Source organism: Streptomyces sp. NPDC094034, from assembly GCF_040303865.1.
Classification (GTDB): Bacteria; Actinomycetota; Actinomycetes; order Streptomycetales; family Streptomycetaceae; genus Streptomyces.
In genome coordinates this window covers 18,852-29,707 of the sequence record NZ_JBEOUD010000069.1, presented here as the reverse complement: position 1 = coordinate 29,707, position 10,856 = coordinate 18,852, and the positions used below count along the sequence as shown (strand labels likewise).

At 67.0% G+C, this 10,856-nt stretch carries 7 protein-coding genes and 4 pseudogenes; 7 read left to right on the top strand and 4 right to left on the bottom strand.

What is annotated here, in order from left to right:
• Nucleotides 1-143, top strand: a pseudogene (locus ABTZ59_RS34985) (IS630 family transposase); the annotation flags it as partial.
• Nucleotides 144-558: 415 nt separating this feature from the next.
• On the top strand, nucleotides 559-1,173 hold the full coding sequence (locus ABTZ59_RS34980; RefSeq protein WP_351424267.1) for an SMI1/KNR4 family protein: 615 nt from the start codon (nucleotides 559-561) through the stop codon (nucleotides 1,171-1,173).
• A 1,948-nt stretch (nucleotides 1,174-3,121) separates the two neighbouring features.
• On the opposite strand, the pseudogene ABTZ59_RS34975 reads toward ABTZ59_RS34980, so the two are convergent.
• Nucleotides 3,122-5,089: pseudogene (locus ABTZ59_RS34975) on the bottom strand (DNRLRE domain-containing protein); the annotation flags it as partial.
• Between the two features lie 453 nt (nucleotides 5,090-5,542).
• On the opposite strand from ABTZ59_RS34975, the gene ABTZ59_RS34970 reads away from it, so the two are divergent.
• Nucleotides 5,543-5,761, top strand: coding sequence for a hypothetical protein (locus tag ABTZ59_RS34970; RefSeq protein WP_351424264.1), 219 nt, complete (start codon nucleotides 5,543-5,545; stop codon nucleotides 5,759-5,761).
• Nucleotides 5,762-6,118: 357 nt separating this feature from the next.
• Here ABTZ59_RS34970 and ABTZ59_RS34965 read toward each other — a convergent pair whose 3' ends face one another.
• The 3 genes from ABTZ59_RS34965 to ABTZ59_RS34955 all read right to left on the bottom strand — a co-directional run bounded on the left by ABTZ59_RS34965 (nucleotide 6,119) and on the right by ABTZ59_RS34955 (nucleotide 8,420).
• A complete protein-coding gene (locus ABTZ59_RS34965) occupies nucleotides 6,119-6,442 on the bottom strand; it encodes a hypothetical protein (protein ID WP_351424260.1) in 324 nt (107 codons plus the stop codon).
• 132 nt (nucleotides 6,443-6,574) lie between these two features.
• Complete coding sequence (gene trpD / locus ABTZ59_RS34960; RefSeq protein ID WP_351424256.1) at nucleotides 6,575-7,651, bottom strand: anthranilate phosphoribosyltransferase; 1,077 nt, start codon at nucleotides 7,649-7,651, stop codon at nucleotides 6,575-6,577.
• 334 nt (nucleotides 7,652-7,985) lie between these two features.
• Nucleotides 7,986-8,420, bottom strand: a complete 435-nt coding sequence (locus ABTZ59_RS34955; RefSeq protein WP_351424253.1) for a branched-chain amino acid aminotransferase family protein — start codon at nucleotides 8,418-8,420, stop codon at nucleotides 7,986-7,988.
• Here ABTZ59_RS34955 and ABTZ59_RS34950 point away from each other — a divergent pair.
• The 4 genes and pseudogenes from ABTZ59_RS34950 to ABTZ59_RS34935 all read left to right on the top strand — a co-directional run bounded on the left by ABTZ59_RS34950 (nucleotide 8,415) and on the right by ABTZ59_RS34935 (nucleotide 10,766).
• Nucleotides 8,415-8,786, top strand: a complete 372-nt coding sequence (locus ABTZ59_RS34950; RefSeq protein WP_351424244.1) for a cytochrome P450 — start codon at nucleotides 8,415-8,417, stop codon at nucleotides 8,784-8,786. The genes ABTZ59_RS34955 and ABTZ59_RS34950 overlap by 6 nt on opposite strands.
• A pseudogene (locus ABTZ59_RS34945) lies at nucleotides 8,783-9,241 on the top strand (MFS transporter); the annotation flags it as partial. The gene ABTZ59_RS34950 and the pseudogene ABTZ59_RS34945, both read left to right, overlap by 4 nt.
• A gap of 144 nt (nucleotides 9,242-9,385) precedes the next feature.
• Nucleotides 9,386-9,800 (top strand): annotated as a pseudogene (locus ABTZ59_RS34940) (IS630 family transposase); the annotation flags it as partial.
• Between the two features lie 222 nt (nucleotides 9,801-10,022).
• Nucleotides 10,023-10,766: a TOPRIM nucleotidyl transferase/hydrolase domain-containing protein gene (locus ABTZ59_RS34935; RefSeq protein ID WP_351424237.1), complete on the top strand. Its 744-nt coding sequence runs from the start codon at nucleotides 10,023-10,025 to the stop codon at nucleotides 10,764-10,766.
• Nucleotides 10,767-10,856 lie beyond the last annotated feature (90 nt).

Sequence of the window (10,856 nt, the reverse complement as noted above, 5' to 3'; positions counted from 1 at the left end):
CCGACGAGCAGGTTGCCTCCGTTGTGGCCAGGACGCTGGAGAGCACGCCGAAGAACGCCACGCACTGGTCGACGAGAGCCATGGCCAGGGAGATGAGCCTGTCGCAGTCGAGCGTGTCCCGGATCTGGTGGGCGTTCGGCCTGCAAGGTCGCCTTCTCGTACAAGGACTGCCTGAAGCCACCAACCCACCCGCAGCGCGTCATCGCCGCCATGCGAACCAACCTGCGCCGCCCCCATGCCTGACCGGCACTGCCCCGCTCATGGAGCGGACGGGGCCTGTTGGACTTGTTGGGCCTAACGGGCCTACAGCGGAACAGGCGGGCAGCCCGGCATATCCCGGTCACACCCCGACCATGGCCCCGGGTCACATCCCGGCGACGGCGGTCAGCGTGGGCAATTTCCTGCTCAGCAGCTGTTGCCCCTGTTGGACCCAATGCCCCTAGGGGCTGTTTGGGGTTGGGATCTTTGTGAGGCCCGGTCCTGCTGAGTTGGTTGAGGTGATGGAGGAGACCAGCAGGAGGAGCTTGCCACTGCTCCTGCTGTGATTGAGTAAGCGTCATGCCTGATCAGATAAGCGTGGATGAGGTCGTGGACCTCTGGGGCCGACTCACCGGCTGGCTGGCCTCGTATGCACCTGCCTCATATGACTGCCTGCGGCCTGGAGCATCGGCCGACCGGCTCGCCAAGGCGGAACAGCAGTTGGGGTTCCCGCTCCACCCGGGCCTTCGGTCTCTGTGGGCGATGAACGATGGCGTGGCGGAAGACGAGGGGCAGGAGACCGGCGCCGGCCTCTTCCTCGGCGGAGAGGCGCTGATGCCGGTCGAGGCCGCTTTGGAGATTCGTGCCGCCCAGGCCGACTACTACGCGGATTGGGGCCGACTGTGGCTTCCTTTCACTACGAATGAGATCAACGAGCCTTGGACGGGTGCCACGGTCGACTGCGGAAACGGCCTGCTCGGAGCCTGGTACATGGAAGAAGAAGACCCTGAAACACCCAGTGGAATGACGCTGCCAGAACTGCTGAGCCAGGTGGTCGACGCCGTCGAGTCGGCCAGGGCGTTGAACGGAACTGTTCCCGGACTGGCGGACGGTGCACTGGTCTGGGCCGACCCGGCCGACCGGCCCGCCGAGCGGTTCCGCGGCTGGACGCCGCTGCACTCGTCCAGCGCCTGAGGCCAGCGTGTGGGTGACACGGCGCCCGACCCGGGATCGGGCGCCTTGTCACCGTTCAGAAGACGTGCTGCTAGGGGATGAGGAACGGGTCGAGATCAGTGATCTCGCAGGTGACGATGTCCTTCTTCAACATCTCTGCGTCGCAGCCGATGTCGGCCATCGGTGCGTAGACCCAGTAAGGGTCCCTGTCGAGCATGCGGTGCGCCTTGGCGAACGCGCCGAACGGCCGCATCGCACCGGAGTTCACGCTCAGTGCCATCGAGGACCGGCCGCACTTGATGTTTTTCCAGTCCGGCTCGGGGTAACGGCCGTCATCCCGCAGGTGGATCTTCCCGTCGCTGCCCAGACCCTCGTAGGTCTGGACGCACTGGGCGCCGTTGTCCACCGAATACGAGGTCATGCCAGAAGGAACCATGCTGGCCGGCATGCCCGCCGACTCGTAAGTGGAGTTGAAGGAGACCTCGTCGCAGGAGGGCTTGTCACCCGCCTGGTACGTCTTGGCGGCCTCCTTCGTCAAACGGTGTGGCTGGAAGCCGTATTGGCCCGACCTTCCGCAGATCTTGTCGCGGTTCTGGTTGGCCCCCCGATCGTAGGCATTGCGCTGGTTGGTCTTGTGCTCCGCCTTCGACGACATCGGCAGGTAATGCAGGGGCGTGCTCGGCCACCCGCCCGGAACAGTGCCAGTGCTCTGACCGATCTTGCCGTTGATGAGCCACAGGTGCGCGACGGCGGCCGGGAACTCATTGCTCTTGATCACATAGCCTGGCACGTACTCGGGGAACACACAGCCTGGAGGCAGGCCGATGTCGGCGAAGTCGCAGCGAGCCTTCGACTGCAGCGTCTTGTCGAAGATTGCGCCGATGTCGGTGCTGTCATCGCCCGAGGCTCCAGTGAACTCCGGACCGAAGAAGCCGATCGGCATATTGCGGGAACGGATGTCATCCTTACGGGACTTGCCGTCCCAGCCGCTGCCGTTGGCGCCACCATTCTGATCGTTCTTGACGTCGTAGGTCATGGTGGCGGTGCCGGTCACTTCGTGGCTGTCGTACTCCTTGGCACCCTTCCAGGTCATCGACCCGTCCCAGGCGAAGGCGGGGAGGTTGCTGCAACCAAAGTCGCAACGCGGAGTAAAATCGATCTTGATGTCGTTCGTCATCGCCGGGGTGGGCGGCGGAGATGCCTTCGGCCGGATCCGCGCCCAGAACTTGATGTCCGGGGACTTGGTGTCGGTCTTGATCTGGACATCGACGAAGAAGTCGGCCTGCGACAGCCGCACCTTGGTCTGCTTGTCGTAGGTGTAGTACTCGTAATAGGCCGCCATGCACATCTCAGTGCGGGAGAACCAGCCCCACTGTGCATTGTCCGGGTTCGGAGTGCCGTCCTCATTCACGCCGGAGCACTCGGGGATCAGCTCGCTCGCGGCGCGGCTGCTCTTGGCCGTCTGGACGCCGACCTGCTCGGTGACGCTGTGTGGCTTGCTGGCCCAACCGCCCTTGGACTTGCGCGGCTTCATCGCCCCGCAGGTGATGGTGCCGTCATCGTTGTCCTTGCACTGCGGCTCCGCACCCTTGGTGGCACGGAGCGTCTCATAGCCGGGGATCTGCTGCCACTCGCCGGATGCCTTCCACTTGCCGTCGCCATAGGCGGGCTTGTCGGGAAGCTTGATGTCCACGACATGGTTGGTGCGGACCTGTCCACCTGCAAGGAAGCCATAGTCAGCCGCGGCACCGACGTTGTCGGCTCGGTCCACCGTCAGCACCTCTACGTGGTGCGCGCCGTCCGTAGCGGGGGTGGCGGAAAACGAGCCGGTAGTACCGGTCGTGGCCGCGCTCTGCCACTCGGGCGCTACAGCCCTGGCCTTGGGTGGGCTGGGAATGTCCCCGCCGTCCGTGTCCGATGCTTCGTCAGTGCCGTCCAGCAGAGCAGGGTCGGTGTCCGCAGGAAGCTCACCGTCGAGGCGGTAGCGGATCTCCCGAGCCCCGTCGTCACCGGTGTCGACGTTGAACGCGCCCGCCACTCCCGCGCCGCCGCCGCGCCCGTCGTCCGGGTACGTGCCCGAGCTGATGCTGGCCGGTTCGCTGGGTGCGGTGGTGTCGACGACGAACTGTGTCCAGGGGGACCAGTTGAGGTTGTAGTGGGTGCCGTCGTAGGCGTTGGTGCGGAACTTGTAGGTCTTGCCGTCCTTGAGCTGTCCTGCCGGGACGGTGACGCTGGCGGGCTTCCCGGAGTCGACGAAGCCGGAGACGATCAGGCCCTCGCCGGCCGGGGTGGTGATGGGGGTGTCGGTGGCGGCGTCGTAGACCTGGAAGGTGCCGTTGACCTTGTCGCCGTCCGGGTCGGTGAAGGTGTCACGCAGGGTCGGGGTGGTGGTGTTGACCGCCCACACGCCCGCGTACGACTTGAACGGTGCTCCGGCCTGCCGGTTGGTGCCGTCGGAGGGCCGGTAGTTGTAGGTGACGGACAGTTTGGGCTGGTTGGCCGTGTTGTTCGCGGAGTTGACCCGCTTCCACGCCCTGACGTCGTCGGTCGCGGCGCGCAGGCCCATGTGGCCGCGGGTCGCCTTGGCGGACGCCCAGGACTGGACGAGCGTGTCGACGTCGGCGTTGATCCAGCCGTCGGGCTGGGTGGCGGCGCAGTCCGGGTTGCCCTTGGTCTCGGTGGAGGAGTGGTACTGCTGGTTCCACGTGGGCTGGGACGTCCATCGGGAGGCGGTGGAGGGGGCGCTGGTGTCCCAGATGGTCCAGGACTGGGCGGTGCAGTCGGTGTTGCCGGAGTGGAAGTTCCACAGCGACAGGTTGGTGTCGACGATCAGCGCGTCCTGGATCGGGGTGGTGTTCCAGGTGATGAAGGAGCGCGCGGTGCGCGGGGTCCCGTCGGCGTTCTTCGTTCCCGGGTTGCCGAAGTCGAGTTCGACGTCGTTGGACCAGTCGACAGTCTCGCCCTGCTGCACGTAGGTGTCGAAGGTGTTCGACAGCGCGGAGGTGGACGGGTCGACGGTGACCGGGTACCGCGTACCGGGGTCGGCGAGGAACTTCGCGTCCGGGGTGACGACCAGGTCGACCTCACCGGAGCCCTTGTCGACGACCTTCATGTCGACGCGGACCCTGTTGGTGTGCTCCCCGGAGGTCTTGTCGACCGCCGCGTCCCACATGACCGGGGCGGGCATCGTGGCCCGTACGGCATGGGTCTTCACATCGGTGAAGGTGACCGAACCGTCCTTGTTCGCCGTGGCCTTGAGGCCCTTGGCCTTGACCGGGAGGGTGTAGGAGTAGCCGTCGGCACCCGGCCGCTGCGCGATCTCGACGAACTGCTCGAAGCCGGTGCGCGTCGCCTCCACGATGACGTCCGCTCCGGGCACGGCGTTCTTGTAGCGGGCGCGGGTGCCGTCCAGCTCGGGCTGCGGCAAGCCGCCCTTCCACTGGAGGGTCACCGTGCTGTCGCCGCTGCCCAGGGTGACCAGGTCACGGGCGGTGTCGTCCTGCGCGGCGCGTATCGACTCCGGCTGAGTGCCGCTCTTGCCGCCCAGGCGCAGGCCGTTGGGGTGCGCTTTGGAAGTGACGGTTCCGTCGGCCGCCTCGGTGAGGGTGGCGTCGGCCTTCTGCCACGTGCCGTTCTTCCAGACCCGTTCGGGGCCGGCGGTGAGTTCGGTGGTGAGGGTGCCGTCCGGGTTGGCGACGGTGTACGTCGTCTCGGTCGTCTCGTCGGTGACGACGGTCTTCTTCCCTGTCTTCTTCGCTCGGGCAAGGGCCCAGGCTGTCGAGCCCTTCGCGTGCTTGGCAGCCCAGGCCAGGTCCGACGCGAGGATCTCAGCCTTCGATGGCTGGACCACCTTCGGGGCGTCGGGTACCGGCGCGGACGCTGCGCTGGTCGGCAGCGAGGCCCCGGCTAGGAGCGCGGCCTCGACGACCAGAAGCAGCGCGGCCCCGGCCGCGAGGCGCGCCCGACGCCTGGGCGCTTGATGTCTGTGTGAAGACACGAAAGCGTGTTTCCTTTCCCAATAGAGAAATGCGACCTGCGTGCGAGATGCATGTCACGAGCGCAGGACACTACGCAGAAAGCAGCAATCAGGCACAGGCGGTTATCAGCCGTGGCTCACATCCGCTTCAACGCACAGGCGAGTTGAAGCGGAGCCCCGCCTGTAAACGCGTGAATGATCACACCGGCGCGGGTGTACTCAGGCGTTCTGCGCCCGGGCATATGGCCCGACTTGGTTTATTTATAAAGAATGCTGACGTGGTGTGCAGTGGCGCCACGGTCTTCGTCGCCGGTCGTGGGACTGGTAGGCCCGCGTGTTGCAAGAGTCGCGTTTCCGCCGTAGCCGTAGGCCGATCGTCACCCTGTGTCGCTGCCCTGCGGCATGATGACCGGCGTGAACACCGAGATAGTGATAGACGTCTGGCAGCGGCTTCTCGCCGACCCTCGCAAGTCGTGGGTGCTGTTCGAGCATGGCACTTGTGTCGTGCTGACCGTTCCGGAAGGGGAGCTTGCTGAACAGGCAACCGACCTCCTGAAGAAGTTCGGCGCGGCGCATGCCGGATCTTCGGCAGGGGACTTTGGGGTGATCGACATCAAGGACGTCGAGGGATAGGTCGTCACCGGGCATCACAACGATGTCCTTACCTATGTCGGCCCTGATGAGCCTCAGGATCAGTCGCAGATCGCTGTCGGGCTGTTCGGACGTTCCAAGCGCCACCGAGACGGCACCGAGCTTCACGTCGTGCATGTTGAGGACAAACGCGGCTCAGCGGACCCAGCGTAAGTACCGCGCTTCATTGCTGGTGATCGCCGGGGGCGTATCGGCTCCATGTTCCTCCGGCTTCGGTCACCAAGCGAGTGGCTGTCTCGTCGTGGTAACCGAGCGCCTTCGCGATGACGGGCACCGGGGCCTTGGAGGACGAGTTGCCGAATGGCGGAGGTCCTGCCGCGCTGCGGCGGGACACCGATCTCACGCAGATGAACCTGGAGACTGACCGGGATTCATCGGCTGTCCGGGCTGACGGCCAGTGAAGAGCCACTGCGAGCTCCTGCTGCTGGCGTAGGGCAGGTGCTGACGGGACTGGATGTAGGCCCGCATCAGAACGGCGACGGGCTCCGGCGGCGGGGACGGCGGGTCGCCCAACTGGACGGTGATGGTCGCCTCGTCGTCAGTGACGTCGTCGATGGTGAGGCGAACGATGCGGCTGACGGGTTGCGCGTAGAGGAGAACGTGGGCGGCGGCGACCTTGGCCCGCAGTGGCAGGGAGTCGTCGTTGAGGACCCGGCGGAGCATCGCGAGCCGGGGGTGCTGGCTAGTTCCAGCGGGGCGATCATCTGCGGGCCCTCGGCCAGCTCGACGACCGCGACCTGGTACGGGATCTTGTCCTCGAAGAACAGGTGGTAGGCGCGCCTGGCCAGCCAGGGTTCAGCGAGGTCCGGCCAGCTCGGAGGCGAGCTTTACCCAGCGCTCGAGCAGGTCGGCGGCGGCGCCGCTGTCGACTGCGGCGCGGGCCCGGTTCAGACCGTCGGCGAAGACGTCCTCGAACAAGGCCGACTGCGCATCGTGGAGGGCGCCGCTGTGGGTGGCCAGGGCGCCAGCGGCGTTCGCGAGGACCGCGTCGCGGGCCGCGCCGGGCACCCCGCTGAGCACTGTGTGCACGGCCGTCGCGTTGTAGGCGGCGTCGCCGCCACGCAGTGCGTCCGCCTGCGGGCGGGCCAGGCCGAAACGGAGGGTGTCGATCGTGGTCGTACGTACACTGCCCTGCTCGCCGATGGTCCACACCTCGGTAGGGGCGGCGGTGGTGATCTCGTCGAGTCCGTCGTGGCCACGGACTACCAGGGCCCTGGCGCCGCGGTCGGCCAGCACGGAGGCCAGGACGGGGGCGAGCTGGAGGTTGGAGCAGCCGACCAGGGCGGCGCCGGGGCGGGCGGGGTTGGTCAGCGGGGCGAGGTAGTTGATCGCGGTGGGCACACCCAGAACGCGCCGGACCGGCGAGGCGTGCTTGAGGCCTTGATGGAAGGCAGGGGCGAAGGTGAAGCCGATACCCAGCTCGCTGACGCACCGGGCGACCTGCTCGGTGCTGAGGTACAGCGGAATACCGAGGGCTTCCAGCACGTCGGCGGATCCGCTCTTGCTGGAGACAGAGCGTCCGCCGTTCTTCACCACGCTCACCCCGGCAGCGGCGGTGACGATTGCCGCCATGGTGGAGATGTTCACGGTGTGCGCGCCATCGCCGCCGGTACCTACGATGTCGACGACGCCCTTGCCAGCGATGGGCAGGGGCACGACCCGGTCCATGAGGGCGTCGAGCAGGCCAGAGATCTCTGCGGCGGTCTCGCCCTTGGCGCGCAACGCGACGAGGAAGCCCGCGAACGCGGCGGCCTCGTGGGCATCGTTCATGACCTCGCCCATGGCCCATCGGGTGTCGTCCGCGGTCAGGTCCTCGCGGCGCAGGAGCGCCGCGAGGAGCTGCGGCCATGTGCGGACGGCGGGCGCGGTCACGGGGTTCCCCTCGGTGTGGTGCGGAGGCGGTCGCCGAGCCGTACGGGCCGGCTCAGGAGTTCGAGTCTAGTGCCGATGCGTCCGGTCAGGCACTGCTTCTTTGATCATGTTCGAAGCCGGATGGCGAGGCTGCGAGGGTGATGGTGGCGAGGTGGATGTACGCCCGTTTCTCAAGGGAGGCGGCCGTGCTGTGCCCGGTTTCCTCTGCGGTGTGCCTGCGGCTGCCGGAGAGCGCCCGCGAGACCTCGACCGCTGATGAGTGACCTGACGGGGATGGAGCGGGGTGGCCCCGGGCCTGCGTAGTCCGGGGCCACCGTCGTCCGTCAGGGCGGCGTCACACCACTTGGCGCATCCAGCCGTAGGGGTCCTCGACACGGCCGTACTGGATGCCGAGCACCCGGGCGCGCAGGGCGGCCGTGCGCTCGCCCGGCGTGCCGTCGCCCACCGTGAGCTCGTATCCCTCGCCCTTGATGCCGGTGACCGGAGTCAGCACCGCCGCCGTGCCCGCCGCGAAGACCTCGATGACGGTCCCATCGGCTATGCCCTCCCTCAACTCCGTGAAGGTGACCGGGCGTTCGGCCGCCTTGAGTTCGAACTCGGGAGCCAGGGCCAGGACCGTGTCACGGGTGACGCCACCCGGCACGCGATCAGCGGCGCCTTCCACGCCGCCGCTCACGCGCCGGGTTTCCTGCCAGCGCTCGCCGCCGACCCGGACCGGATCGCGGTGGCCGTCGAGGAGGTCATCCGGTGGACCTCGCCCGCGATGCACGTCCTCAGGGTTGCCACAGACTACGTGACGATCGGGAGCCACATGATCGGGAAGGGCGCTGCGGTCGCCGCCTGGCTGCCCGCCGCCAACCGCGACCCCCGGCTCTTCGACCGTCCCGACGCCTTCGACCCCGCCCGTCGGCCCAACCGCCACCTCGGCTTCGGCGTCGGCTCCCACCACTGCCTCGGCGCCGCCCTGGCCCGTGTGGAACTCGCGATCCTGCTCCGGGTGATGGCCGAGACCGTCACCTCGGTCGAACTGGCCGAGGAACCGCAGTGGCTGCGTTCCAACCTCGTACAGGGCTACCGGCGGCTGGGCGTCGGCTTGGTCTGGCGGGACGGCACGAGCCGGGGCGAGCGGACATGACGACCACGCGTACCGCCGCCGGGCCGTTCGGCAGCACATCGTTCCGGTACCTGTTCGCCGGGCAGGCCATCTCCATGGCGGGCACCGCGATCGCGCCGGTCGCCCTCGCCCTAGGGATCATGGAGCAGTCGGGATCGCCGTCGACCTTGAGCGCTCTGCTGATCGCCCAGACCGTGCCGACGCTCGCCCTGCTGCTGATCGGCGGGGTATGGGCGGACCGGCTGCCGCGTCGGCTCATCCTGGTCACCTGCTACCTCGTGAGCGCGGTGGCGCAGGCAGGCACTGGATACATGCTAATCAGCGGGAAGTTCGACCTGCTCGGCGCGGTCCTCCTCCAGATCACGTTCGGCATGGCGCGGGGGTTCTACTTCCCGGCCTCCACCGGCATGACCCAGGAGACCGTCGAAGAGCACCAACTCCAGACTGCCGTCGCCTACATGTCGATGACCCGCAGCCTCTCGCGCTCCGGTCACGTTCCCCACGACATCCAGCCGCGCAAGGAAACGCTCCCGCAACCCGGCAAGATCATCACGCTCAACGCCCAAGGTCCTCGCAACTCCCACAGATCGCGGGCGTTGCGAGGACCGTTAGAACCCAAGCGGTGGAGGGCCCGGTTCGTGCGGGACCGGCTGGAGGGCCTGACCGACGAACCGCGTCCGGGCGGGCCCCGGAAGATCACCGACGACCAGGTTGAGGAAGTGGTCGTCAAGACGCTGGAGACCACGCCGAAAGACGCCACGCACTGGTCGACGCGGTCCATGGCCAGGGAAGTGGGCCTGTCGCAGTCGGCAGTCTCACGGATCTGGCGGACTTTCGGCCTCAAGCCGCACCTGGTGGACACCTTCAAGCTCTCGAAGGATCCGCAGTTCATCGAGAAGGTCCGTGACGTGGTCGGGCTGTATCTCGCCCCGCCCGAGCACGCACTGGTGTTGTGTGTCGATGAGAAGACGCAGATCCAGGCCTTGGACCGGTCGGCGCCGGTGCTTCCGATGATGCCGGGCATGCCCGAGCGCCCGCCGGATCGCGCTCGCCGTGTGGGAATGGACCAGCGACCTGCTGGAACACAGCGAACTTGCCGCCGCAGGGGAGCGGAGCGATCAGGAGCCGACACAGGCCATCGTCGTCTACGACGAGCCCGACACTCACCTCGACTACCGCCATCAGCGCACCGTCATGGACATCATCCGCAAGCAGTGCGCTCTGTCCCACGTCAACGTGGTGGTCGCCACCCACTCTATGAACCTCATCGACGGTGTCGACATCGCCGATGTGGTCCACCTTCGCCTCAGCGACAAAGGTCGCACCGTCGTCGAGCGACTTGAGGACGAATCCCACGACGGTGTCGGCTTCCACCTCGGGCAAATCGCCGCCGCCGTCGGGCTACGCAACTCCGTCCTCCTGCACGAGCGCTGTTTCCTCGCCGTGGAAGGACCTACCGAGCAGCAGTGCCTGCCCCTGCTCTTCCGCCTCTCCCAGGGACTGTCCCTCCAGGCGGCAGGCATCGCCCTGTGGGCCTGCGGCAACAACGAAGGAGCCCTCCACCTGGCCGGCTACCTCGTCAAGAACCGTCGCACCGTCATGCTTATGGTCGACGCCGACAGCCGCACCAACAAGCACTTCAAGACCGAGCGGCTCATCAAGACCGGACTCGACCTCGCAACCCAGGTCACCTATGTCGGCGAGGCCGACGGCTTCAACGAACTCGAGGAACTCTTCACCGACCTCCAGTGGTCTGCGGCCGCCAACACTTGCTGGCCGCGTCCCCAGGGCAAGGAATGGACCGCAGAAGACTTTGCCGCCCACCGAGGCGGGAAATTCAGCGGAGGCGTTCTGACCATGATCAAAGAGGGCGCCGAACAGACGAGCCCCGACGGCAAAGACGACATGCTCTACTCACTGGTAACGACCTTCGCCAGCGCCGAGGACGCCCCGACACAGTTGAGGGACGCCTTCAGGGACATTCAGGACCTGGCGTCCTGACCAGTCGACCGGCACGACGCTGCAGCATGCGCTCCTTGCGCTGCTGCAGCGTCGGGGCCGTCCATGCGTGCCAGCCCACGCCCGCCGCAT

Coding starts and splice junctions, on each gene's coding strand:
- ABTZ59_RS34965 (WP_351424260.1), bottom strand. CDS start 6,442: ATGCTCCGCCGGGTCCTCAACGACGACTCCCTGCCACTGCGGGCCAAG.
- ABTZ59_RS34935 (WP_351424237.1), top strand. CDS start 10,023: ATGAACCTCATCGACGGTGTCGACATCGCCGATGTGGTCCACCTTCGC.
- ABTZ59_RS34980 (WP_351424267.1), top strand. CDS start 559: ATGCCTGATCAGATAAGCGTGGATGAGGTCGTGGACCTCTGGGGCCGA.
- ABTZ59_RS34950 (WP_351424244.1), top strand. CDS start 8,415: ATGCACGTCCTCAGGGTTGCCACAGACTACGTGACGATCGGGAGCCAC.